The sequence below is a fragment of the Ramlibacter sp. genome (assembly GCF_035548915.1).
Taxonomy (GTDB): domain Bacteria; phylum Pseudomonadota; class Gammaproteobacteria; order Burkholderiales; family Burkholderiaceae_C; genus Ramlibacter.
Genome location: NZ_DASZSE010000018.1, coordinates 21,650 through 45,285 on the forward strand (window position 1 = coordinate 21,650; position 23,636 = coordinate 45,285).

The 23,636-nt window shown below is 67.2% G+C and carries 18 protein-coding genes; 6 read left to right on the plus strand and 12 right to left on the minus strand.

Translation table 11 applies throughout. The features are described from left to right. Positions 1 to 140 precede the first annotated feature (140 nt). Entirely contained in the window at positions 141 to 635 is a 495-nt protein-coding gene (locus VHA82_RS04255; protein ID WP_325540602.1) for a cyclic nucleotide-binding domain-containing protein, read from the minus strand. A gap of 331 nt (positions 636 to 966) precedes the next feature. Between VHA82_RS04255 and VHA82_RS04260 the strand changes: the two genes are divergently transcribed. Together VHA82_RS04260 and VHA82_RS04265 are read left to right on the plus strand one after the other, a co-directional pair. Then, positions 967 to 2,085, plus strand: a complete 1,119-nt coding sequence (locus tag VHA82_RS04260) for an NAD(P)/FAD-dependent oxidoreductase (RefSeq protein WP_325540604.1) — start codon at positions 967 to 969, stop codon at positions 2,083 to 2,085. 91 nt (positions 2,086 to 2,176) lie between these two features. Beyond that, complete coding sequence (locus VHA82_RS04265; RefSeq protein WP_349255986.1) at positions 2,177 to 4,234, plus strand: TonB-dependent receptor; 2,058 nt, start codon at positions 2,177 to 2,179, stop codon at positions 4,232 to 4,234. On the opposite strand, the gene VHA82_RS04270 is transcribed toward VHA82_RS04265, so the two are convergent. Continuing rightward, positions 4,206 to 5,258 (minus strand): quinone-dependent dihydroorotate dehydrogenase, encoded by a 1,053-nt coding sequence (locus VHA82_RS04270; RefSeq protein ID WP_325540608.1) that lies wholly within the window; start codon positions 5,256 to 5,258, stop codon positions 4,206 to 4,208. The genes VHA82_RS04265 and VHA82_RS04270 overlap by 29 nt on opposite strands. A 32-nt stretch (positions 5,259 to 5,290) precedes the next feature. Between VHA82_RS04270 and rpiA the strand changes: the two genes are divergently transcribed. Beyond that, positions 5,291 to 5,962: a ribose-5-phosphate isomerase RpiA gene (gene rpiA, locus VHA82_RS04275; protein ID WP_325540610.1), complete on the plus strand. Its 672-nt coding sequence runs from the start codon at positions 5,291 to 5,293 to the stop codon at positions 5,960 to 5,962. A 60-nt stretch (positions 5,963 to 6,022) separates the two neighbouring features. Here rpiA and VHA82_RS04280 read toward each other — a convergent pair whose 3' ends face one another. The 10 genes from VHA82_RS04280 to VHA82_RS04325 all read right to left on the minus strand — a co-directional run bounded on the left by VHA82_RS04280 (position 6,023) and on the right by VHA82_RS04325 (position 18,377). Beyond that, positions 6,023 to 6,664, minus strand: coding sequence for a glutaredoxin family protein (locus tag VHA82_RS04280; protein WP_325540612.1), 642 nt, complete (start codon positions 6,662 to 6,664; stop codon positions 6,023 to 6,025). 82 nt (positions 6,665 to 6,746) lie between these two features. Beyond that, positions 6,747 to 8,768 carry a M3 family metallopeptidase gene (locus VHA82_RS04285; RefSeq protein ID WP_325540614.1) on the minus strand — a complete coding sequence of 674 codons (2,022 nt, stop codon included), beginning with the start codon at positions 8,766 to 8,768 and terminating at the stop codon, positions 6,747 to 6,749. 46 nt (positions 8,769 to 8,814) lie between these two features. Continuing rightward, positions 8,815 to 9,513 carry an ABC transporter ATP-binding protein gene (locus VHA82_RS04290; RefSeq protein ID WP_325540616.1) on the minus strand — a complete coding sequence of 233 codons (699 nt, stop codon included), beginning with the start codon at positions 9,511 to 9,513 and terminating at the stop codon, positions 8,815 to 8,817. Continuing rightward, entirely contained in the window at positions 9,510 to 11,372 is a 1,863-nt protein-coding gene (locus VHA82_RS04295) for a branched-chain amino acid ABC transporter ATP-binding protein/permease (RefSeq protein ID WP_325540617.1), read from the minus strand. The genes VHA82_RS04290 and VHA82_RS04295 overlap by 4 nt, the downstream gene beginning before the upstream one ends. 19 nt (positions 11,373 to 11,391) lie before the next feature. After that, a complete protein-coding gene (locus VHA82_RS04300) occupies positions 11,392 to 12,267 on the minus strand; it encodes a branched-chain amino acid ABC transporter permease (RefSeq protein ID WP_325540618.1) in 876 nt (291 codons plus the stop codon). Positions 12,268 to 12,280: 13 nt separating this feature from the next. Beyond that, positions 12,281 to 13,621: a substrate-binding protein gene (locus tag VHA82_RS04305; protein WP_325540619.1), complete on the minus strand. Its 1,341-nt coding sequence runs from the start codon at positions 13,619 to 13,621 to the stop codon at positions 12,281 to 12,283. 150 nt (positions 13,622 to 13,771) lie between these two features. Then, positions 13,772 to 14,071: a hypothetical protein gene (locus VHA82_RS04310; RefSeq protein WP_325540621.1), complete on the minus strand. Its 300-nt coding sequence runs from the start codon at positions 14,069 to 14,071 to the stop codon at positions 13,772 to 13,774. A 301-nt stretch (positions 14,072 to 14,372) separates the two neighbouring features. Continuing rightward, on the minus strand, positions 14,373 to 15,224 hold the full coding sequence (locus VHA82_RS04315) for a bifunctional methylenetetrahydrofolate dehydrogenase/methenyltetrahydrofolate cyclohydrolase (RefSeq protein WP_325540623.1): 852 nt from the start codon (positions 15,222 to 15,224) through the stop codon (positions 14,373 to 14,375). Between the two features lies 1 nt (position 15,225). Continuing rightward, on the minus strand, positions 15,226 to 15,852 hold the full coding sequence (locus VHA82_RS04320) for a response regulator transcription factor (protein ID WP_325540625.1): 627 nt from the start codon (positions 15,850 to 15,852) through the stop codon (positions 15,226 to 15,228). After that, a complete protein-coding gene (locus VHA82_RS04325) occupies positions 15,849 to 18,377 on the minus strand; it encodes a PAS domain-containing sensor histidine kinase (protein ID WP_325540627.1) in 2,529 nt (842 codons plus the stop codon). Before VHA82_RS04325 ends, VHA82_RS04320 begins: the two co-directional genes overlap by 4 nt. 166 nt (positions 18,378 to 18,543) lie before the next feature. On the opposite strand from VHA82_RS04325, the gene aceE reads away from it, so the two are divergent. The 3 genes from aceE to VHA82_RS04340 are packed head-to-tail and all read left to right on the plus strand — an operon-like array spanning position 18,544 to position 23,624. Then, positions 18,544 to 21,258 carry a pyruvate dehydrogenase (acetyl-transferring), homodimeric type gene (gene aceE / locus VHA82_RS04330; RefSeq protein ID WP_325540629.1) on the plus strand — a complete coding sequence of 905 codons (2,715 nt, stop codon included), beginning with the start codon at positions 18,544 to 18,546 and terminating at the stop codon, positions 21,256 to 21,258. A gap of 37 nt (positions 21,259 to 21,295) precedes the next feature. Further along, positions 21,296 to 23,008: a dihydrolipoyllysine-residue acetyltransferase gene (gene aceF, locus VHA82_RS04335; protein WP_325540631.1), complete on the plus strand. Its 1,713-nt coding sequence runs from the start codon at positions 21,296 to 21,298 to the stop codon at positions 23,006 to 23,008. Positions 23,009 to 23,033: 25 nt separating this feature from the next. Beyond that, positions 23,034 to 23,624, plus strand: a complete 591-nt coding sequence (locus VHA82_RS04340; protein ID WP_325540633.1) for an MFS transporter — start codon at positions 23,034 to 23,036, stop codon at positions 23,622 to 23,624. The last annotated feature ends 12 nt before the right edge of the window (positions 23,625 to 23,636 follow it).

Genomic DNA, 23,636 nt, shown 5'->3' on the forward strand with positions numbered 1-23,636 from the left:
GGGGCGGTGGTCCGTCAGTATCGGAAAGGCTGCTGCGCACGTTGGCGAAGCAAGGGGTTCCGATTGAATTCGACTTTTACGTTGAAGAGGCCGATGCGAGGGACAGTTCCCTGCATTAGCGACGGTCCGGCCAGGACCCTCTAGGTAATCGATATCCTCCGCGCCACATCCAGCATCCGCGTGGAAAGCACCGCCCCGAGCGCCATCGAAAGCTTCAGCGCGGTCGCCGGGTCCTTCTTCGACATCTTCGTGAAACGCTCCGGCGTGAGCGACCACAGCACCGAAGGCTGCGTGGCCTGCACCGTCGCGTTGCGCTCGATTTCCGAGAAGAACGAGCCTTCGCCCACCACCGAGCCCGGGCCCAGCACCGCGAGCTGCAACTGATTGTCGTTCGACTGCCCCCGATGCACACGCAGCACACCCGATTCGAGGAAATAGAGCGTGCGGTCGAGCGCGCCCTGCGCGATCAGGATGTGGCCCCGCTCCACGCGCTCGACCGACATGTACTCGGCCAGATGCTCCCAGGCCTCGGGCGGCATGAAGCGCGCGAGCGTGTCGTCGCTCTTGTTGCATTGCACGGCCGCCACGAGCCGTGAAACATCCGGCCGGGCGGGCTTGAGCAGCGGCAGATCCATTCGGTGCCTCCTATCGGCCGATTATCCCCACGCCTTCCCGCGCGGACAATGGGCTGGATCGAGCGCCCGAGCCGCGAGCGCAACCCTGCCGCATCCGCCACAATCCGGGCATGGCCTCACTCGTGCGCAGTGTGCCGGGCCCTGCGGCAGGCGCAGGACACGCACGTCGAAAAGCTCTACGACTTCGCGCCCGCCCTCGGCGCGGCCTGGGTCGAAGCAAGGGACTCGTGAGGAAGCTGCTCGAACTCCACGCCGGAGCCGCCACCTTGCGCGAGGACTTGCGATCGCCGGTCCGCATGCTGCTCGCCAGCGATCCGAGGACTTTGTCCTGATGGATCGCGTCGACGCCGTCGTCATCGGCGCGGGCGCCGTGGGCCTGGCCGTCGCGCGCGCGCTCGCGGCCAGCGGGCGCGAAACCATCGTGGCCGAAGCCTGCACTGCGATCGGGCAGGGCGTGAGCTCGCGCAACAGCGAGGTGATCCACGCGGGCCTCTACTACACGCCGGGCTCGCTGAAGGCGAGCCTCTGTGTGCGAGGCAAGGCACTCCTGTATGCCTTGTGCGCGACGCATGGAGTGGACTTTCGCAATTGCGGCAAGCTGGTCGTGGCCCAGAGCGAAAGCGAAGCGGCGGCGCTGCGCGGCCTGTGGGACCGTGGCGCTGCCAATGGCGTGCCCCTGCAATGGCTGGAGGCTCGCGAAGCGCTCGCGCTCGAACCCGAGTTGCGCTGCATCGCGGCACTGTCGTCGCCCACGACCGGCATCGTCGACAGTCACGGCTTCATGCTGGCGCTGCAAGGCGATCTGGAGAAGGCGGGCGGTGCCGTCGCGCTCGGGTCGGCGGTCGACTCGGCGGTGCTCGGGGCGGGCGACGACGACCACGTGCTTCGGCTGGCGGACGGCTCGGAGCTCGCGGCGAGGATCGTCGTCAATTCGGCGTCGCTGCACGCCTGTGCGCTCGCGCGGCGCTTCGAAGGCCTTGCCGCGCGCTTCGTGCCGCGCGAATTCTTCTCCAAGGGCAGCTACTACTCGCTCGCGGGCCGCTCGCCGTTTGCGCGGTTGATCTATCCCGCGCCGGCCGATGCATGGCTCGGCGTGCATCTCACGCTCGACCTGGGCGGCCAGGCGAAGTTCGGTCCGGACCTCGAATGGCTGGACGCGACGCGGCCCGAGGACATCGACTATGCGGTGAATCCCGCGCGGGCCCATGGTTTCTACGAGGAGGTGCGGCGCTACTGGCCGCGGCTTCCCGACGGCTCGCTCGTGCCCAGCTACAGCGGCGTGCGGCCGAAGATCCACGGGCCGGGGCAGGCCGCGCCGGACTTCCGCATCGATGGGACGGCGCTGCATGGTGTGCCGCGGCTCGTGAATCTGTTCGGCATCGAATCGCCCGGGTTGACGAGTGCGCTCGCGATCGGGGAGGCAGTCGTGGCAATGCTGGAGGAGAGCTAACGTGCGCGGACGCGATGCACTTCGGCCGCGGGTGACCGGCTTCGCTTCGTGCGATGGGCTGCCCTTCGGCTACCCGACTCTTCTGGGCTTCATGCTTGTGAGCGGCAGTTCGGTCGCGCAAACGCAATTGGCGCCCGTGACCGTGACCGCCACACGCACCGAGGCTTCGCCATTCGACGTGCCGGCCGCCGTCGACGTGATCGACGGCGCACGGCTGCGCGGCGCCGCGCGCCCCGAAGTGCAGCTCTCCGAAAGCCTCGCGGTCGTGCCGGGTGTCACCGCACGCGACCGGCAGAATTACGCGCAGGACCTGCAGCTGTCCATCCGCGGGTTCGGCGCACGCTCGACATTCGGCGTGCGCGGCGTGCGGCTCTACGTCGACGGCATCCCGGCCACCATGCCCGACGGCCAGGGGCAGACGTCGCACATCGACCTCGGCTCGGCCGAGCGCATCGAACTGTTGCGCGGGCCGTTCTCGGCGCTGTACGGCAACTCCTCCGGCGGCGTGTTGCAGGTGTTCACCGAGGCGGGCGAAGGCGCGCCGCAGGTAACGGGCAGCATGGCGGCCGGCAGCGACGGCATGCTGCGGCCGGCGGTGCGCGCGCTCGGCAAGGCCGGCGGGATCGGCTTCAACCTGAGCTCGAGCCATTTCCAGACCGACGGGTCGCGCGATCACAGCGCCGCCGAGCGCGAGCTCGCGAACGCACGTCTCGACTGGAACCACTGGACGCTCGTGGCCAACAGCGTGAACGTGCGCGCCGACGATCCCCTCGGCCTCACGCGCGCGCAGTTCGATGCGGCGCCGCGCAGCGTCGATCCTTCAGCGCTCGCATTCGACACGCGCAAGACCGTGCGACAGAGCCAGCTCGGACTCGTGCACGAGCACGCCATCGATGCGCAACAGACGCTGCGCCTGATGCTCTACGGCGGCGAGCGCGCGACGAAGCAGTTCCAGTCGATTCCCACCGCGACGCAGGCGAATCCCCTGCATCCCGGCGGCGTGATCGATCTCGCGCGCACCTACGCGGGAGCCGACCTGCGCTGGACGGCGAAGCTCACTTCGCTCGAACTCGTGGGCGGCGTGTCGTACGACACGCTTCAGGAACATCGCCGCGGCTGGCTGAATTTCATCGGCACGACGCTCGGCGTGCAGGGCGCCCTGCGCCGCGACGAAGACAACACGGCGACGAATCTCGATCCGTACCTGCAGGCCGTGTGGCGACCCGCGCCGCGCTGGACGCTCACCGCGGGCGCGCGCCGCAGCAACGTGCGAATCCGCTCCGGCGACCACTACATCGCCGGCACGAACGGGGACGACAGCGGCAGCTTGCGTTTCGCCTCGACGCTGCCCGTGGCCGCCGCGATGTTCGCGATCACGCCCCAGCTGCATGCCTACGCGGCGTACGGCCGCGGCTTCGAGACGCCGACGCTCAACGAACTCGCCTACCGCCCCGATGGCCTGCCCGGCATGAATCTCGGGCTGAAGCCTTCACGAAGCACGAACGTGGAGGCAGGTCTCAAGGGGCGGTCGTCCGCGGATGCGAAGATGCGGCTCGAATGGTCCGCAGCGCTCTTTCAGACGCGCACGCAAGACGAAATCGTGACGCAGACCAACAGCGGCGGCCGCAGCACCTTCCGCAACGCGGGCGATACCGAGCGGCGCGGCCTGGAGCTCTCCGCATCGGCGAGGACGGACCGAGGCTGGTCGCTGCAGCTCGCGCGTTCGTGGCTCGACGCGCACTACGCGGACGCGTTCGCGACCTGCGCGGCGACGCCGTGCGCCACGCCCACGCTCGTCATCCCCGCGGGCAACCGCATCCCCGGCACGGCGCGCGCTTTCACGGCCGCCGAGCTCTCGTGGCAGCCGCCCGAGGGATGGCGCGCCGGGGTCGAACTGCGCCACTCGGCCCGCGTCTACGTGAACGACGCCAACACCGACGCCGCGGGGGCGTGGACGACGGTGGCCCTGCACACGGGCTACAAGTGGGCGCTGCCGCAATGGAAGATCGAAGCGGCCGCGCGCGTGGACAATCTCTTCGACCGGCGCTACGCCGGCTCGGTGATCGTGAACGAGGGCAACGCGCGCTTCTTCGAGCCGGCGCCCGGCCGCCAGTTCACGGTCAAGCTGGTCGCGACCCGGCCGCTTTGAGCGCGCGCGCCACTTCGCCCACGAGGGCCGGGCCGCGATAGATGAGGCCGGTGTAGATCTGCACCGCATCGGCGCCCGCGCGCAGCTTCGCGACGGCATCTTCCCCGCTCATCACCCCGCCCACGCCGATGATGGGAAAGCGCGCACCGAGCGCGGCGCGCAGTTGCGCGATCACGCGGTTGCTCGCTTCGCGCACCGGCGCGCCGCTCAGGCCGCCGGCTTCTTCGGCATGGGGCAGGCCCTTGACCGCGTCGCGCGAAATGGTCGTGTTGGTCGCGATCGCGCCGTCCATGCCGTGGCGCTTCAGCGCGGCGGCGATGCCCGCGACCTGCTGCTCGTCGAGGTCGGGCGCGATCTTCACGAAGATCGGCACGCGCCTCCCATGCCGCTTCGCGAGTGCGGCGCGATGCCGCGCGATCGCATCCAGCAGGCCGTCGAGCGCCGCATCGCCTTGCAGGCTGCGCAGGTGGGCTGTGTTCGGGCTCGAGATGTTGACGGTGACGTAATCGGCATGGGGGTAGACGCCTTCCAGGCATGCCAGGTAGTCGCGCGTGGCGTCCTCGATGGGCGTCGAGGCGTTCTTGCCGATGTTGAGCCCGAGGATGCGGCCCTGCTCGCGGAAGTGCGATCGCTTCACGTTGGCGAGGAAGGCCTCCAGCCCTTCGTTGTTGAAGCCGAGGCGATTGATGAGGGCGTGCGCTCGCGGCAGCCGGAACAGGCGCGGCCGGGGATTGCCCGGCTGCGGCTTCGGCGTGACGGTGCCGACTTCCACGAAGCCGAACCCCATCATGCCGAAGGCGTCGATGCACAGCGCATTCTTGTCGAGGCCGGCCGCGAGCCCCACGCGGTTGGGAAAGCGCAGCCCGGCGAGCTCGACCGGGTCCTCCACGAAGGCGTTGCACCAAGCCATTCGCGCGGGCGTGTGCTGAAGGCGCGCGAGCGTCTTCAGCGTGAGGTCGTGAGTGTGCTCGGGGTCCAGCCCGAAGAGAAAGGGGCGCGCGAGCGAGTAAGGGATGAGCGACATGGATAATCGACGTGACGCGAGGATTTTCCCAGATGACACAGGACGAACTCAAAGCGCTGGTCGGCCGCGCCGCGCTGCACTACGTGGTGCCCGGCGAAATCGTGGGCGTGGGAACCGGCTCCACGGTGAACAGGTTCATCGAGGCGCTCGCTTCGGTGAAGGATCGCATCCCGGGCGCCGTCTCGAGTTCCAGCGCGTCGACCGAGCGGCTGCGCTCGCTCGGCATCCACGTCTTCGACGCGACCGAGGTCGATGAGCTTTCCGTCTACATCGACGGCGCCGACGAGATCGATCCGCGCGGGTTCATGGTGAAGGGGGGCGGCGCGGCGCTCACGCGCGAGAAGATCGTGGCCGCGCAGTCGAAGCGATTCGTCTGCATCGCCGACGAATCCAAGCAGGTGCAGGTGCTCGGCCGGTTCCCGCTGCCGGTGGAAGTGATCCCGATGGCCGCGCGGCGCATCGCGCGCCAGTTCGCGGGGCTCGGCGGCAGCGCGCAGGTTCGGCTGAAGGACGGCGCGCCGCTCGTGACCGACAACGGCCAGCACATCCTGGACGTGACGGGCCTGCAGATCACGGATCCGCTCGGCTTCGAGACCATGGTGAATCAGTGGCCGGGCGTGGTGACGGTGGGCGTCTTCGCGCACCAGAAGGCCTCGGTGTGCCTGCTGGGAACGGCCAACGGGGTTCAGACGCTCACGTATTGAGCACCGGGGCCCCCTCTCTCCCAACCCGCCTTCCAGGGGAGAGGGAGTGGCCTCGCAACGTCAGAACTGGATATTCGCCGGATTGTTCGGGTTGTTCGACGACGGAGTCGAAGGCACGGGAAGAGGCGTGGCCTCCCCTTCGGCCGGACGCTCGGCCGGCCGCGACGCGACCACGAGCGGCGTGGGCGCCGGGCGCCGATAGCCCGGGGGAAGCTGCGATGTCTTCGGGTAGCCCGCGGCATCGAGGAAACCCGTCCACTCCAGCTCCGCGAAGCCCTTGATCTGCTGCCCGCCGATCGTGATGAAGGGCAGGGTGAGCGCGCCCGAGAGGCGCTGCAGCGCTTCGAGATCCTCGTTCGTCGTCACCATCTTCTCGGTGAACGGAATGCCGCGGCTCACGAGGAAGCTGCGGCCCGTGTCGCACGGCGCGCAGCCGGGCCGCGCATAGAGGACGACCGGATATTTGCTCGCCGCGGTCCGTAGCTCGAACGGGAGCGAGCCGAAATTCTCCGCGGACCCGGCGGGCCCGACCGGCGCGAGCGTGGCCTTGCCACCGCCGGTGTCGGGCGGCGGCCGGTCGCTGAAGGTCACGCGGCCGTCGGGGCCGACGATGCGGTAGACGGCCTGCGCGTGCGACAGGGTCGCGGCGGCGGCCAGCACTCCGAGCAGGGTGGCGGCGGCAAGGGAACGGTAAGCTGTCATGCGGCTCAAGTCTCCATCAACGGCTCGATGCGGCGCACCGATCGGTGCGCGATCAGGCCTCCATTGTCGCGCTGTCTCGCCTTCACGCCATTCCCTGGTGGCGCAGAAGCGCGTCGAGCGTCGGCTCGCGGCCACGAAATGCCTTGAACGACTCCATGGCGGGGCGGCTGCCGCCCGTCTCCAGGATGGCCTGGCGGTATTTTCGACCGGTTTCCACGCTGGGGGCGCCGTCTTGCTGGGCGGTCTCCTCGAAGGCCGAATACGCGTCGGCCGAGAGTACCTCCGCCCATTTGTAGGAGTAGTAGCCCGCCGCGTAACCGCCCGCAAAAATGTGGCTGAACGTGTGAGCCATGCGGTTGAACTCGGGTGGCCGCAGCACCGCCACCTCGTCGCGCACCCGCGCGAGCAGCGGCATGAAGTCCTCGCGCGGATCGTGGCTCGTATGCAGCAGCATGTCGAACAGGGCGAACTCGATCTGCCTGAGCGTCGCGAGGCCGCTTTGGAAATTGCGCGCCGCGAGCATCTTGTCGAAGAGCGCTCGCGGCAGCGGCTCGCCCGTGTCCACGTGCGCCGTCATGTGCTTGAGCACGCCCCATTCCCAGCAGAAGTTCTCCATGAACTGGCTCGGGAGTTCGACGGCATCCCACTCCACGCCGCTGATGCCGGACACGTCGCGCTCGTCCACCTGCGTGAGCATGTGCTGCAGGCCGTGGCCCGACTCGTGGAAGAGCGTGATCACGTCGTCGTGCGTGAGAAGGGGCGGTTTGCCGTCCACGCCTTCGGCGAAGTTGCACACGAGATGCGCCACCGGCGTCTGCAGGCTGCCGTCGTCGGGCCTGAGCCACCGCGCGCGTACGTCGTCCATCCATGCGCCCCCGCGCTTGCCGGTGCGCGCGGGCGCATCGAGATAGAACTGGCCCACGAGCTTGCCGCCGCGCTCGATGCGGTAGAACTCCACCGCCGGGTTCCACACGGGCGCGCTGTCGCGGCGAATCTCCACTTCGAAGAGCGTCTCGATGATCTTGAAGAGGCCGGCCAGCACCTTCGGCGCGGTGAAGTACTGCTTCACCTCCTGCTCGCTGAACGCGTAGCGCTCCTCCTTCAGCTTCTCGGCGATGAAAGACCAGTCCCAGGCCTGCGGGTCGTCGATGCCGAGCTTCTCGCGCGCGAAGGCGCGCATGTCCGCGACGTCCTGTTCGGCGTAGGGACGCGCGCGCCGGGCGAGGTCGCGCAAAAACTTGATCACTTCGTCGGGCGACTGCGCCATCTTCGGCACGAGCGAGACTTCGGCGAAGTTGCGGTAGCCGAGCAGCTTCGCCTCCTCCTGCCGCAGCGCGAGGATCTCGCGGATGAGCGGGCTGTTGTCGAACTTCGCGTCGCCCTGGTCGCTCGCTCGCGTGGCGTAGGCTCGATAGAGCCGCTCGCGCAGCGCCCGGTTCGCGCCGAACTGCATCACGGGCAGGTAGCTCGGCATCTTCAGCGTGAGCTTGTAGCCGCTCCTTGCCTCGGCCTCGGCCGCCGCGCGGGCGGCCTGCACCACGTCCGGCGGGACGCCTTCGAGTTCGCCTTGCGTCGCCCAGTAGGCGTACGCGTCCGTCGCATCGAGCGCGTTCTCGCTGAACTTCTGCGCGAGCTCCGCCTGCCTTTCCTGGATCTGCGCGAATCGCTTCTTCGCATCGCCCTGCAGTTCGGCGCCGGAGAGCACGAAGTTGCGCATCGCGTTCTTGTGCGCCTGGCGCTGCTCGGACGTGAGGGTTTCGGGTGCGATCGCCTTGTACTTCGCGTAAAGCCGCTCGTCCGCGCCCAGGCGCGTCCAGAATTCGGTGACCTTGGGCAGCGCCGCGTTGTAGGCGGCGCGCAAGTCGGGCGTGTCGGCGACCGCGTTGAGGTGGCTCACCACGCCCCACGCGCGCCCGAGCCGTTCGGTCGCGACGTCGAGCACCTTCGCGATGGCGCTCCAGTCGGCGGGGAAGTCCGGCTGCGTGACCCGGTCGAGAGCCGCGTCGGCTTGCGCGAGAAGCTGGTCGATGGCGGGCGCCACGAGGTCGGGCCGGACCTGGTCGAAGGCGGGGGCGTCCTGGAAGTCGAGGAGGGGATTGCTCATAGCCGCCATTTTGCGGCAGCCGCGGCGACTTCAATGCCGCAAGGTTTCAGACCCCGAGGTACCGCTGGAGGACTTCGGGGCTCGCGCGCAACTCGGCCGCGGAGCTCTCGTGGGCCACGTGGCCGTTGTTGATGATGTAGACGCGCTGCGCGAGCGCGAGCGTCGCGGCGAGGTTCTGCTCGACCAGCACGATGGTCTGCCCGGCCTGCGCGAGCGAGCGGCACGCCTGGACGAGATCGTGCACGATCACCGGGGCAAGCCCTTCGAACGGCTCGTCGAGCAGCAGGATCTTCGGATTGCGGATGAGCGCGCGCCCGATGGCGAGCATCTGCTGCTCGCCGCCCGAAAGATCCGTGCCGCGGCTCATGCGCCGCTCCTTCAGGCGCGGGAACATCTCGTAGACCCGCTCGAGCGGCCAGCGGTCGCGCGCGGTGAGGCCCGCGAGCACCAGGTTCTCCTCCACGTTGAGACTCGAGAAGATCCGCCGCTCCTCGTGCACGAGCTGCATGCCCGCGCGAGCGATGGCGTGGCTCTTGCGGCCGGCGAGCTCCACGCCTTCGAGCATCACGGAGCCCGTGCGCGGCGCGACCACCCCCATCAGGCTTTTCAGCGTCGTGCTCTTGCCCGCGCCGTTGCGGCCGAGGAGGCCCACCACCTCGTTCCTGCCGACGTGCAGCGACACGTCGAAGAGGATGTGCGAGTCCCCGTAGTAGCTGTTCAGCCCGCGCGCTTCGAGCAGACTCATGGCGTCACGGTCTCCTCGACCGCGGCTTCGCGCACGCCGCCGAGATAGGCCTCCTGCACCTTGGGATTGCGCTTGATTTCATCGGGCGTGCCTTCCACGAGCAGCCGGCCTTCCTGCAGCACCGTGATGCGTTCGGCGAGCTCGAAAAGCGCGTCCATGTCGTGGTCGATCACGACCATCGTGCGGCCCCGCGCGATCGACTTCAGCAGCGACACCGTTTCCGCGCGCTCGCTCGGGCTCATGCCCGCGAGCGGCTCGTCCAGCAGCAGCAGCGTGGGCGAGGACGCGAGCGCCAGACCGATTTCCAGGCGCCGCTTTTCCCCGTACGCGAGTTGCGCCACCTGCGCATCCGCGCGTGCCGTGAGGTTCACGAGCCCCAGCGTGCGTTCCACCTGTTCCGCGAGGCCCGGCACCCGGTCCGCGCGGCGCAGGAGGTCCAGCCGGAACTTGCCGCGCAGCTCGGCCAGCGCCGCGATCGTCACGTTCTGCCGCACGGTGAGCCGGTTGAAGAGCTGGTTCACCTGGTAGCTCTTGGTAAGGCCGAGCTGGCACACGTCGGTGATGCTCATGCCGGTGATGTCGCGGCCTTCGAAGGCGATGCGCCCCGAGGTCGGCGCGATTTCGCAGGTGAGCATCTTGAAGAAGGTGGACTTGCCCGCGCCGTTCGGACCGATGATCCCGCGCAGCTCGCCCGCGCGCAGCGTGAAGTCGATGCCTTCGTTCGCGACCACGCCGCCGAAGCGCTTGGTGAGGCCGCTCGCCTGCAGGATGGGGCCCGCGAAGTCCTTGTTCGCGTGATGCGCCGAGCGCATTTCGGCGACCGCCTGCGCGGCCGCGGGCGCGGATGCCGCAGCGGCGGCGGGCGCGGCGGCCTGCATGGCCTTGCGCCGGCCGGCCGCGAAATCCCACAGATCGCGCAGCCCGCCCACGATGCCTTGCCTCAGAAAGCACACGAGCAGCACGAACACCACGCCCAGCACCAGCTTCCATGCCGCGCCGAGACCGAGCACGGCCTGCAGGAAGTCCTGCAGGAAGAGCCACACGGCCGCGCCCACGAGCGGCCCGACGAGGGTGCCGCGGCCGCCGATCACGGTCTGCATGATGAGCTGGCCCGACGTTTCGAACATGAACGCATCGGGCGGCATGAAGGCCTGCAGCACGCCGAGCAATCCGCCCGCGATGCCGGCGTAGGCGGCCGCGATCACGAAGGCCGTGCGCTTGTAGCCGAGCACGTTGTGGCCGACCGCTGCCGCTCGCAACGGGTTTTCGCGGATGGCCTGCAGCACGGCCCCCACGGGCGAGTGCACGATGCGCAGCGCGATCACGAGCCCCACGAAGTAGCAGAACGCGAGGAACGGGTAGAGCGCCCAGCCGGAGGTGAAGTGCAGCGTGGTGAAGCCGAGGTGCAGCACGGGCGTCGGCACGCCGGGCAGGCCGTTCTCGCCGCCCGTGAAATCGGAAAGCGGATTGAATTCCACGAAGAAGAAGATTTCCGCGATGGCCACCGTGATCATCGCGAAGTAGATGCCGGTGCGGCGCAGCGCGAGGATGCCGATCAGGTAGCCGACGACAGCCGCGGCGACCATGCCGATCGCGAGCGCGCCGATCACGCTCGGAAAGCCCGCGCGGGTGAGGAGATACGCCGCGACGAAGCCGCCGGTGCCGTAGAACGCCGACTGGCCGAACGAGAGCATGCCCGTGTAGCCGAAGAGGATGTCGAAGCCGAGCCCGAAGAGGCCCCACACCAGCACGCGGTTCACGGTGTTCGGCGCGGCGCCGAGGAGCGGGAGCACGAAGGGCACCGCCACGAGGCAGATCGCCGCGAGAGCTTCGAAGAGGAACCGGCGCTGCCTGGTCATGCCCTGTGTATCCGTTCCTTCATTCGCGCCCGCGCGCGCCCAGCAGGCCGTGCGGCCGCACGAGCAGCACGAGGGCCATCGCGGCGAAAAGCATCACGTAAGCGTAGCCGGGATTCACCATCGATGTGAGGCTGATGATCTCGCCCGCCACGAGCCCCCCCAGGATCGCGCCCGGGAACGAGCCGACGCCGCCGATCACCACCACGACGAAGGTCTGCACGAGGATGGTCTCGCCGACTTCCGGCGTGAGCGACACCACCGGCGCGTTCACGATGCCCGCGAAGCCCGCGGCCATGGAGCCCAGTCCGAACACGATCATGAAGACGCGGTAGACGTCGATGCCGAGCGAATCCACCATGACCGCGTCGTCGATGCCCGCGCGCACGATGAGCCCCAGGCGCGTGCGGTAGAGCACGATGTAGAGCGCAAGCAGCGCGATCGCCACGATGCCGACGACCGCGAGCCGGTAGGTCGGATAGAACATGATCCCCATGTTCGTGATGCCCGCGAGCGCGGCGGGCGGCGTCACCGTCTTCGTGAGGCTCGAGAAGATGAGCCGCACGATCTCCACGAAGCAGATGGCCAGGCCGAAGGTCACGAGCAGCTGGTCCTCGCCCGGGCGGCTGTAGAAGTGGCGGATGATCACGCGCTCCATCACGAGACCCAGCACGCCCACCGACAGCGTCCCTGCAACGAGCGCGACGACGAACGAGCCGCTCGCCGACCAGGCGGCATAGCCCGCGTAGCCGCCGAGCATGAACATCGCGCCGTGCGCGAGGTTCAGCACGCCGAGCGTGCCGTAGATGATGGTGAGCCCCGACGCGATCAGCGCGAGCAGGGCACCCAGCGCCAGCCCGTTGAAGAGCTGCGACAGAAAGTTGGACCAGGTGAGCAACGGGCGCGAATCTTCAGGTGTACGAACCGAGGTTGCAGCCGAAGTCGGTGGGCTTCTGCATGAGTCCCGCGCCCGGCACGACGTCGATCACTTCCCAATAGTCTTCCTTGTTGCGCATCGCCCCCGGCGCCTTGCCGCGCACGATGACGACCGGACGGATGAGCTGGTGGTCCTCGGGCCGCCAGCTCACCTCTCCGACGACGGAGTTGAGTTTACGAGGCGACTCGTACGACTTGATCACGTCGGGCGGGTAGAAGGTGCCGGCGTGCTCGACGGCCTCGGCCCACAGCGCGAATTCCATGTACGCGTTCTCGGCGCCCCATTCGGGCTTGTAGCCGTACTTCTTCTCGAATTCCTGCACGAACTGCTTGGCGAGCGGGTAGCGGTCCTCGAGCGTCCACCAGAAGTCGGTGGCGGCGAACACGCCCTCCGTCACGTCCGCGCCGACTTCACGGGCGAGGAACGGGATCTGGTAGGGAATCACGAGCTTCATCTTCGGCAGGAGGCCGAACTGCTTGGCCTGCTGCGTGGAGAGCACCGCGTCGTGGCCCCAGTTGACGTTCACGAGGAACTCGGCGCCCGAGTTCGCGATGTTGGTGAGGTAGGAGCTGAAGTCCGGCGCGCCGAGCGGCGACACCTGATTGGTGACCATCTGCCAGCCGCCGTTTTTCGCGAGGAACTCGTTCACCGACTTCGTGACCGTGTGGCCGTACGTGTAGTCCGGCGTCATGAAGGCCGCCTTGCGGTTCTTGCCGTACGCCTTCAGCAGGGCGGGGCCGATCGCGTCGGCGGCGGTCTGGCCGTAGAAGTTCTGGCGCACGCCGTAGCGCACGCAGTCCTTGCCCGTCGTGTCGTTGGAGCCGGAAATTCCGCAGACGAAGAGCACTTTCTCGCGCTGCGCGAGCTTGTTGAGCGCCACGGCGACGGCGCTCGACGTGCCGCCGGTGATCACGATCGCCTTGTTCTCCGTGATGAAGCGCTGCTGCGCCTGCACCGCGTCGTTCGGCTTGGCCGCCGAATCGGCCACGCCATACTTGAGCTGCTTGCCGAGCACGCCCTTTTTCGTCTTCGGCGAGATCGCCTTGATGAGCGGATGGCCCTCGTTGATGTGTTCGATGGCGAGCTGGTAGCCCTTCAGCTCATCCTCGCCCTGCACCGCATAGGTGCCTGTGCGCGGAACTGAAATTCCGATGAAGACGGAGTCGCCCTGCGCGCCCGCGGGCCACGTGCCGATCGGCGGATGCTCATCCGCGGCGAATGCGAACCGCGGCAGCGCGATGGTCCCCGCGGCGCCGAGGCCCGCGCGCAGCACGGTTCGGCGGCTGGGCAGAGGTGCGGCCAGATGATGCTTCATGGTTGTCTCCTTGTAGTGGAAGCGGCGCGGCGCGAAGATGCATTCGCATTATTTGTTTGTCCAAAAGTGTATGGGCGCGCGGCGTTCGCGTTCATCCGCACAAGCCCTAGTGGCTGGGCGGCCCGAAGCGCTCGCCTTGCAAGGATGGCGTCAGGAACCTGTGCGTGCGAGCGCGAGGAGGCGGCGCTGGTCGTGCTGCCTTCCCTGCACGCCGTCGATTTCGGCCAGTCGAGTGATGAGCTGCACGAGTCTTTCGGCCACCGAGCGCGTGCCGAGCATCTGCGCGAACGCCGAATAGCATTCGCCCTTGAACGCGAGCCCGTCGATGATGCCGACCGCGAGCGCTCGATCCTCCCCGAAGGGATTCGCACCGCGCAGGAGGCGGTGCACAGCGACGTCGCCGAATCGCGGTCGGTGCGTGGCGTTGGTGGACAGGCGGCTCGCGAACAACCGGCGGCTGGTGGACCGTTGAGGGGCTTTCGCGTCCTTCTCCGTCATTCCCGCGAAAGCGGGGATCGAGCCCCGCTCCGTCATTCCCGCGAAAGCGGGAATCCAGCGGCTTCGTTGCCTGGCAGAGATGAAGCCACTGGATTCCCGCTTTCGCGGGAATGACGGGGGAAGGAGCGGGAATGACGCGGGGGAAGGAGCGGGAATGACGCGGGGGAGGGAGCGGGCATGACGCGGGGAAGGAGCGGAAATGACGGCCTCCCCGTCATTCGTTGCCCCACACCGCAACGAGACGCCCGCCGCCTCAGCCGCTCGCGCGCTGCGCGGCCTCGATCGTATTCACGAGCAGCATGGCCCGCGTCATCGGCCCGACACCGCCCGGCACGGGCGTGATCCAGCCCGCGACCTGCTTCACACCCTCGAAGTCGACGTCGCCGCAAAGCTTGCCCGCATCATTGCGGTTCATCCCGACATCGATCACGACCGCACCGGGCTTCACCATTTCGGCCGTGACCACGTTGCGCTTGCCCACGGCCGCGACGATCACATCCGCCTGCAGCGTGTGCGCGCGCAGGTCGCGCGTCTGGCTGTGGCAGATCGTCACCGTCGCGTTGCGGCCAAGCAGCATCATCGCCATCGGCTTGCCCACGATGTTGCTGCGCCCGATCACGACCGCGTTGCGCCCCTTCAGGTCGTAGCCGATCTCGTCGAGCATGCGCAGGCACCCGTGCGGCGTGCACGGCCAGAAGCCAGGCTGACCCACCATGAGGGCGCCCGCGCTCGAAACGTGAAAGCCGTCGACGTCCTTGGCAGGCGAGATGGCTTCGATCACCTTGTGCGCGTCCATGTGCTTCGGCAGCGGCAGCTGCACGAGAATGCCGTGGACGGAACTGTCGCCGTTGAGCACCCGGATGCGTTCGAGCAGATCGGACTCGCTGAGCGTGGCGGGATAGCGTTCCAGCGTGGCCTTCAGCCCCGTCTGCTCGCTGTCGTTGACCTTGTGCTTCGTGTAGACCTGGCTGGCCGGGTCGTCGCCGACGAGGACGATGACAAGATGTGGGACGATGCCGCGCGCCTTGAGGGCGTCGGTGCGGCCCTGGACTTCGGCGCGGATGCGTGCGGCAAGCGCGTTGCCGTCGATGATCTGTGCCGTCACGTCAGCCCTTCGGCGGCGTCTGCCCGAGCGCGATCTTCAGCAGATCGGCCACGGTGTTCGCATTCAGCTTTTCCATGATGTTGGCGCGATGCGCCTCCACCGTCTTGATGCTGATCCCCAGGTCGTCCGCGATCTGCTTGTTCAGGCGCCCGGCCACGATGCGCTCCAGCACCTGCGCCTCGCGCGAGGTCAGCTTGGACAGCAGCGCGTCGCGGCTCGCCGCGCTCTGGTATTCGGCGAAAGTGTCCCGCGCGCGCTCGAGCATGCGCTCCACGAGGCTCACGAGCTCGTCTTCCTTGAACGGCTTCTGGATGAAATCCATCGCGCCTTTCTTCATCGTGTTCACCGCCATCGGCACGTCGCCGTGGCCCGTGATGAAGACGATGGGCAGCGGCGACTTGCGCTCCACGAGGCGGTCCTGCAGCTCGAGCCCGGTCATGCCGGCCATGCGGATGTCCACGATCAGGCAGGCGACTTCGCGCGGGTCGTAGCGCGAGAGGAAGGATTCGGCGGAATCGAAGCAGCGCACGCGGTAGTCCTTGCCCTCGAGCAGCCACTGCAGCGAATCGCGCACCGCCTCGTCGTCGTCCACGACATAGACGGTGCCCTTCTTGGGAATCAAGCTCATACGGTCACTCCGGCGTCCTTGCCTGCTACTGCATTGATAGCGCCGGACACAGGAATCCAGAAGGAGAAGCGGCAACCGGCGACTTCGGTGCCATTGTAGATGTTCTCCGCCTGCATCCTTCCCTGGTGCGACTCGACGATCGTGCGGCACAGGTTGAGCCCGATGCCCATGCCTTCCACCTTCGTGGTGAAGAAGGCTTCGTAGAGCCGGTCCATCACTTCCGGCGCGAGACCCGCGCCGGAATCGACCACCGAGAATTCGACGACCGACTGCTCGTCGACCATGCGCGGAATCACGCGCAGCTCGACGCTGCGGCGCGCGGGCGGACGCTTCGCGTGCTCGATCGATTCGGCCGCGTTCTTCAGCAGGTTCACGAGCACCTGCTCGATGAGGATCGGATCGACCATCAGCTTCGGCAGGCGCGCGGCGACGTAGTGCGACAGGCGCACGTTGCGCCGGCGCAGCTCGATTTCCGCGAGTTCCACCGCCTCGTTGACCATCACGCTCACATCCGAGAGGCTGCGGTTGGGTTCGCTGCGCTTCACGAAACTGCGGATGCGCTGGATGATCTGGCCCGCGCGCTGCGCCTGCCGCGACGTCTTGTCGAGCGCGGCAAGGATGTCGTCTTGCGAGATCTGCCGGCTGTGGATGCGCGAGACGAGGCCGTTGCAATAGTTGAGGATCGCCGTGAGCGGCTGGTTGAGTTCGTGCGCGACGCTCGACGCCATCTCGCCCATCGTCACGAGCCGGCTCGCCGAGTGCGCCCGCTCCGCCTGCGCGGCCGACTGTTCCTCCGCATGCCGGCGCGCGGAGATGTCGGTGGCGATCACCATCTGCGCGAGCCGGCCGTCCACCCAGTTCAGGTAGCGCGAACGCACTTCGAGCCACTTGCCAAGCTCGCTCACGTAGATCTCGGCGTTCTCCGAACGCGCCGTGGTGAGCGCTCCGGTGGGCAGCCCCACGAACGAATCGACCTCGTCCAGGTGCTCGTCCGAGCGCGGCTGCTCCGGCACACCCGCCTGCGCGACCATCTGCAGATGGCCCGCCGCCTGGCCGCCGAACCAGAGGCGATAGAGCTTGTTCGCAAAGAGAAGCTCCTCGCTTCCGAGCGGCGCGACGGACACGCTCGCGTCCAGCGCCTCCAGCACGGTCGTGAAGCGTTCGTGCGACGCCTGCAGCTGCTCGCGGATGCGGTTGGGCTCGGTGATGTCGGTCATCGACGTCATCCACCCCGTCTGATGGCCGCGCGGATCCACGAGCGGCGACACGTACAGGCGGGCGTCGAAGAGGGTGCCGTCGCGCCGCTTCACGCGCACCTGGATGCCGCCTGCCTGCGCGCGGCCGTGAATCTCGTCATCCAGGCGTGCCGTGAGCTGCTCGCGATCTTCCTCGGGCCAATAGGGAAACGGCGGCGTGCGCCCGACGAGCTCCGCTTCGTTCCAGCCCGTCATCTGGCAGAAGGCCGCGTTCACGTACGTGATGCGGCCTTGCATGTCGAGCGCGCGCATGCCCGTGAGCATCGAGTTCTCCATCGCGCGGCGGAAGTTCGTCTCCGCGACGAGCGCCTGCTGAGCCTGCACGCGCCGGCGCGTGTGGCGCCAGTTGGCGATCAGCATCCACGCCGTCATGGCCGACAACGCGATCACGAGCCAGAACACGCCGCTGCCGATCACGCCGAGCGACGTGCGATAGGCCTGCGCGCGCAGCACGAGCCCGTTGCCTACCGGCGAGACGGGCACTTCGTATTCGTTCGGCTGCTCCCCCCAGGGCAGCAGGTGCGTGGCGGGACTGCGCGGCGGCAGGGTCGCACCGGCGAGCACGCGGCCCTTCGCATCGAGCAGGGCCACCGCGTACTTGGCCGACACTTCGGTGGGCACCCCGTAGCGCAGCAGCGCGTCGATGGAGTATTCGCCAAGGACGATTCCCCCGAACCTGCCCTGGTCGGCGAGCGGCACGTGCAGCTGCAGCAAGCCGGTGCCTTCGCTGCCCGCCACCGGTTGCGAGTACACGGGCTGCTGCAGGTCGCGCGCGAGGCTGTAGATCGTCTCGGTCTCGCCCACGCGCAGCACGTCGCCTTTCACGCGCATCTGCGCCGCGGGCACGCTCGGAGCCGCATAGGTCGCCTTGAAACGCCGGCGCTCGTCGATCCAGCTGAGCACCTGCAGCTCGGGATACTGCACGACCATCGACTCGGCACGCACCACGAACTCCGCGGCATCGACTTCCTTGTTGTTGATGTCGCGCGCGATGCGCATGAGCTGCTCCTGCCGTTCGAGCAGTCGCAGGCGCAGCCGCTGCTGCGCGTATTCGACGTCGCGCTTGACGGCTTCCTGCTCGCGATCGGTCTCCTCCAGCCGCAGGTACCAGAACGCGGACACGATCGCGGCGAGAAAGAGCAGCACCGCCGCGAGCGGCGCGAGCATCGCGAAGCGGTCCTGGTGCGTCGGGCTCTGCCGCCGCCACCAGTGCCGCCACCACGCGGGCGCGACGGCGTCGGGCAGCAGCTCGGAATGAGGTTCGTGCATCGGTTGGAAGTGTAGGTGGATGGGAGTCGGCGCGGCCATCTCGGTTCAAATCATATTGTGAAATGCAAACGCACCATTTGAAATTTGAAAAAAACTGTGCGACACTCGTGCCACCGTACGCACACGGCGTACTAAATTGCAGACGCCCCAAGAGGAGACAAGAAACATGTCCGCACAGCCTGACAATCTTTCGTTCGGCGCGGCCGCGAACGACGCCGACGAACAGGAAACCCGCGAGTGGCTGGATGCGCTCGCGGCCGTGATCGCCTCCGAGGGGCGCGAGCGGGGCCACTTCCTGCTCGAACAGCTTCTGGAGGAAGCGCGCCAGCACGGCATCGACATGCCGTTTTCGGCGACCACGGCCTACGTGAACACGATCGAGCCCGAGGACGAGGAGCGCTGCCCCGGCAATCTCGAGATCGAGGAGCGCCTGCGCACGTACATGCGCTGGAATGCGATGGCGATGGTCGTGAAGGCCAATCGCCTGCATCCGGAAGACGGCGGCGACCTCGGCGGCCACATCAGCTCCTTCGCGTCGCTCGCCACCATGCTCGGTGCGGGCTTCAACCACTTCTGGCATGCCGAGACGCCGGACCACGGCGGCGACTGCCTCTACATCCAGGGCCACAGTGCGCCCGGCATCTATGCGCGCGCCTTCATGGAAGGCCGCATCAGCGAAGAGCAGCTTCTCAACTTCCGCCAGGAAGTCGATGGCAAGGGCCTCTCGTCGTATCCGCACCCGAAGCTGATGCCCGAGTTCTGGCAGTTCCCGACGGTGTCGATGGGGCTCGGTCCGCTCATGGCGATCTACCAGGCGCGCTTTCTGAAGTACCTGCACGCGCGCGGCATCGCCGACACGTCCAGGCGCAAGGTGTGGGCCTTCCTCGGCGACGGCGAGATGGACGAGGTCGAGTCGCTCGGCGCCATCGGCGTCGCGGCGCGCGAGAAGCTCGACAACCTGATCTTCGTCGTCAACTGCAACCTGCAGCGCCTGGACGGCCCGGTGCGCGGCAACGGCAAGATCATCCAGGAACTCGAAGGCGAGTTCCGCGGCGCGGGCTGGAACGTGATCAAGCTCGTGTGGGGCAGCTACTGGGACCCGCTTCTTGCGCGCGACAAGGAAGGCATCCTGCGCAAGATCATGATGGACGTGGTGGACGGCGACTACCAGGCGATGAAGGCCAACGACGGCGCCTTCGTGCGCAAGAACTTCTTCGGCCGCCACCCGAAGGCGCTCGAGATGGTCGCGAAGATGAGCGACGAGGACATCTGGCGCCTGAACCGCGGCGGCCACGATCCGCAGAAGGTGTACGCGGCTTTCCACTCCGCCGTGAACCACAAGGGCCAGCCCACGGTGCTGCTTGTGAAGACCGTGAAGGGCTTCGGCATGGGCAAGGCCGGCGAAGGCAAGAACATCGCCCACCAGGCGAAGAAGCTCACCGACGACGACATCCGCACCTTCCGCGACCGCTTCAACCTGCCGATTCCCGACGAGAAGCTCCCGGAGGTGCCGTTCTACCGGCCGGAGGAACACACGCCGGAGATGAAGTACCTGCACGCGCGCCGCGAGGCGCTGGGCGGCTATCTCCCGCATCGCCGCACGAAGGCGGACGAACAGCTGAAGGTGCCCGATCTCGAAGCGTTCAAGGCCGTGACGGATGCGACCGCGGGGGGCCGCGAGATTTCCACGACGCAGGCCTACGTGCGCTTTCTCACCGCGCTCCTGCGCGACAAGCAGGTCGGCCCGCGCGTGGTGCCGATCCTCGTGGACGAGGCGCGCACTTTCGGCATGGAGGGGCTCTTCCGCCAGATCGGCATCTACAACCCCGAAGGGCAGAAGTACACGCCGCAGGACCGCGACCAGGTGTCCTACTACAAGGAAGACGTGGGCGGCCAGATCCTGCAGGAAGGCATCAACGAAGCGGGCGGCATGTCGAGCTGGATCGCCGCGGCGACGTCGTACTCGACGTCCAACCGCATCATGATCCCGTTCTACATCTACTACTCGATGTTCGGCCTGCAGCGCGTGGGCGACCTCGTGTGGGCGGCGGGCGACATGCAGGCGCGCGGGTTCCTGCTGGGCGGCACGTCGGGCCGCACGACCTTGAACGGCGAGGGCCTGCAGCACGAGGACGGGCACAGCCAGCTTCTCGCCTCCACGGTGCCCAACTGCGTGAGCTACGACCCGACCTTCGCGCACGAAGTGGCGGTGATCATGCACCACGGCCTGCAGCGCATGGTGGAAAAGCAGGACAACGTCTTCTACTACATCACGCTTCTGAACGAGAACTACCCGATGCCCGGCCTGAAGCCGGGGACGGAAGAGCACATCGTGAAGGGCATGTACCTCTTCCAGGAGGGTCCCGCGCTCGCGAAGGCGCCGCACGTGAACCTGCTGGGCTCCGGCACGATCCTGCGCGAATCGATCGCCGCGCGCGAACTGCTGGAAAAGGACTGGGGCGTGAGCGCGAGCGTGTGGAGCTGCCCGAGCTTCAACGAGCTCGGCCGCGACGGGCTCGACTGCGAACGCTGGAACATGCTGCATCCGTCCGAGGCGCCGCGGGTGCCTTTCGTTGCGCAGCAGCTGGACAAGCACGAAGGTCCCGTCGTCGCGTCGACCGACTACATGAAGGCCTATGCCGAGCAGATTCGCGCGTTCATTCCCAAGGGACACAGCTACAAGGTGCTCGGCACCGACGGCTTCGGGCGCAGCGATTTCCGCAGCAAGCTGCGCGAGCATTTCGAGGTCAACCGCCACTACATCGTGGTGGCGGCGTTGAAGGCGCTCGCCGAAGATGGCAAAGTCGCGGCCGCGCGGGTCGCCGAAGCGATCGCGAAGTACGGGATCAAGGCCGACAAGGTGAATCCCCTGTACGCATAAGAAAAGACAACGCAACGGGCGCGAGGCGAGAAGAAACATGGCACAGGTCGAAGTGAAAGTCCCCGACATCGGGGACTTCAAGGAAGTGGCCGTCATCGAGGTGCTGGTGAAGCCCGGTGACACGGTGAAGCCGGAGCAGTCGCTCCTCACGGTGGAAAGCGACAAGGCTTCGATGGAGATTCCTTCGTCGATGGGCGGGGTGGTGAAGGAATTGCGGGTGAAGCTCGGGGACAAGGTGTCGGAGGGATCCGTGATCGCGGTGGTGGAAGCGGCCGAAAGCGCTTCTGCGCCGCAGGCCCCGTCACACCAACCCCCCTCACCCCAGCCCTCTCCCCCGCGGGGAGAGGGAGCAATGACACCCGCGCCCTCGCGGGGAGAGGGAGCAATGACACCCTCTCCCGCCTCGGCGGGAGAGGGCAGGGGTGAGGGTGGGCTTCAGCAAGTCACCGTCCCCGACATCGGCGACTTTAAGGATGTCGCGGTCATCGAAGTGCTCGTGAAGCCCGGCGACACGGTGAAGAACGAGCAGTCCCTCATCACCGTCGAATCGGACAAGGCTTCGATGGAGATTCCTTCGTCGGCGGCGGGCGTGGTGAAGGAACTGAAGGTGAAGGTAGGGGACAAGGTCAACCAGGGCGATCTTGTCGCGATCGTTGAAGGTGTGGGTGTGGGTGTGGGTGCGGGTGCGGGTGCGGGTGCGGGTGCACACCCCTCGCCCCAAGGAACACCCTCTCCCGCCCCGGCGGGAGAGGGCCGGGGTGAGGGTGGGCGCACGGCACCCACGGCCGCGTTGCCCCCGCACGAACCGGTCGCGCCCACAGGCACGCTCCCGCACGCATCCCCGTCGGTGCGCAAGTTCGCCCGCGAACTCGGCGTTCCGCTCGAGGAAGTGAAGGGCACCGGCCCCAAAGGCCGCATCACGCAGGAAGACGTCCAGAACTTCACCAAGCAGGTGATGCGAGGCGAGGTGCAGACGAAGGTGGCCGCGGCCAAGGCCCCCGCGGGCGGCGGCGAAGCCCTGGGGCTCCTCCCCTGGCCCAAGGTCGATTTCGCGAAGTTCGGCCCGATCGATCGCAAGCCGCTTTCGCGCATCAAGAAGATCAGCGGCGCCAACATCCACCGCAACTGGGTGATGATCCCGCACGTCACCAATCACGACGATGCGGACATCACCGACCTCGAAGCCTTCCGCGTCCAGCTCAACAAGGAAAACGAGAAGTCGGGCGTGAAAATCACGATGCTCGGCTTTCTCATCAAGGCCTGCGTCGCCGCGTTGAAGAAGTATCCCGACTTCAATGCATCGCTCGACGGTGAAGAGCTCGTCCTCAAGAACTACTGGCACATCGGTTTCGCGGCCGACACGCCCAACGGCCTCGTCGTGCCGGTCATCAAGGACGCCGACAAGAAGGGCGTGCTCGCCGTGAGCCAGGAAATGGCCGAGCTCGCTAAAAAAGCGCGAGACGGCAAGCTGAGCCCTCAGGACATGTCGGGCGCGACATTCACGATTTCTTCGCTCGGCGGTATCGGCGGGCGTTACTTCCAGCCGATCATCAACGCGCCGGAAGTCGCTATCCTTGGAGTCTCCAAGAGCCAGACGCAGCCCGTCTGGGACGGTGCGCAGTTCCAGCCGAGGCTCATGCTGCCGCTGTCGCTGTCGTGGGACCATCGCGTGATCGACGGCGCCGCGGCGGCCCGGTTCAACGCGTACCTCGGGCAGATCCTCGCCGACTTCAGGCGAGTGCTGCTCTGAGACAGGAAGAAAAACAGAAGCGACTATGACGACCGTTGTGGTGGTGAAGAAGGCAGGGCAGATCGCGATCGCGGCCGATACCCTGGTGACGTTCGGCGACACGCGGCTCGCTCACCGCTTCGAGGACAACACGAAGATATTCAAGGTGGAGACCGACGACGGCCCGAGCTACATCGGCATGGCGGGCACGGTCGCGCACTTTCCGGTGCTGCGCAAGGCGATGGGCTCGATGCCGCGCGAGATTCTGAAGCTCGCGAACAAGGACGAGGTGTTCGACACCTTCACCAAGCTGCATCCGTATCTGAAGGACAACTTCTTCCTGCAGACGAAGGAAGAGGACAGCGACCCGTACGAGTCGAGCCAGTTCAGCGTGGTGATCGCCAACGCGAGCGGCATCTACGGCCTCTACAGCTACCGCGAGGTGTTCGAGTTCAAGGAATTCTGGGGCATCGGCTCCGGGCGCAGCTTCGCGCTGGGCGCGATGCATTCCATCTACGCGAAGGCCAAGACCGCCCGCGAAGTGGCGGAAGCGGGCATCGCCGCGGGCTGCGAGTTCGATCGCAACTCGGCGGCGCCCTGCGACATCTACACGATCAAAGCGAAAGAAAAACAATGAGCCCCCACGCCA

Coding starts and splice junctions, on each gene's coding strand:
- VHA82_RS04255 (WP_325540602.1), bottom strand. CDS start 635: ATGGATCTGCCGCTGCTCAAGCCCGCCCGGCCGGATGTTTCACGGCTC.
- VHA82_RS04260 (WP_325540604.1), top strand. CDS start 967: ATGGATCGCGTCGACGCCGTCGTCATCGGCGCGGGCGCCGTGGGCCTG.
- VHA82_RS04265 (WP_349255986.1), top strand. CDS start 2,177: ATGCTTGTGAGCGGCAGTTCGGTCGCGCAAACGCAATTGGCGCCCGTG.
- VHA82_RS04270 (WP_325540608.1), bottom strand. CDS start 5,258: ATGTCGCTCATCCCTTACTCGCTCGCGCGCCCCTTTCTCTTCGGGCTG.
- rpiA (WP_325540610.1), top strand. CDS start 5,291: ATGACACAGGACGAACTCAAAGCGCTGGTCGGCCGCGCCGCGCTGCAC.
- VHA82_RS04280 (WP_325540612.1), bottom strand. CDS start 6,664: ATGACAGCTTACCGTTCCCTTGCCGCCGCCACCCTGCTCGGAGTGCTG.
- VHA82_RS04285 (WP_325540614.1), bottom strand. CDS start 8,768: ATGAGCAATCCCCTCCTCGACTTCCAGGACGCCCCCGCCTTCGACCAG.
- VHA82_RS04290 (WP_325540616.1), bottom strand. CDS start 9,513: ATGAGTCTGCTCGAAGCGCGCGGGCTGAACAGCTACTACGGGGACTCG.
- VHA82_RS04295 (WP_325540617.1), bottom strand. CDS start 11,372: ATGACCAGGCAGCGCCGGTTCCTCTTCGAAGCTCTCGCGGCGATCTGC.
- VHA82_RS04305 (WP_325540619.1), bottom strand. CDS start 13,621: ATGAAGCATCATCTGGCCGCACCTCTGCCCAGCCGCCGAACCGTGCTG.
- VHA82_RS04320 (WP_325540625.1), bottom strand. CDS start 15,852: ATGAGCTTGATTCCCAAGAAGGGCACCGTCTATGTCGTGGACGACGAC.
- VHA82_RS04325 (WP_325540627.1), bottom strand. CDS start 18,377: ATGCACGAACCTCATTCCGAGCTGCTGCCCGACGCCGTCGCGCCCGCG.
- aceE (WP_325540629.1), top strand. CDS start 18,544: ATGTCCGCACAGCCTGACAATCTTTCGTTCGGCGCGGCCGCGAACGAC.
- aceF (WP_325540631.1), top strand. CDS start 21,296: ATGGCACAGGTCGAAGTGAAAGTCCCCGACATCGGGGACTTCAAGGAA.
- VHA82_RS04340 (WP_325540633.1), top strand. CDS start 23,034: ATGACGACCGTTGTGGTGGTGAAGAAGGCAGGGCAGATCGCGATCGCG.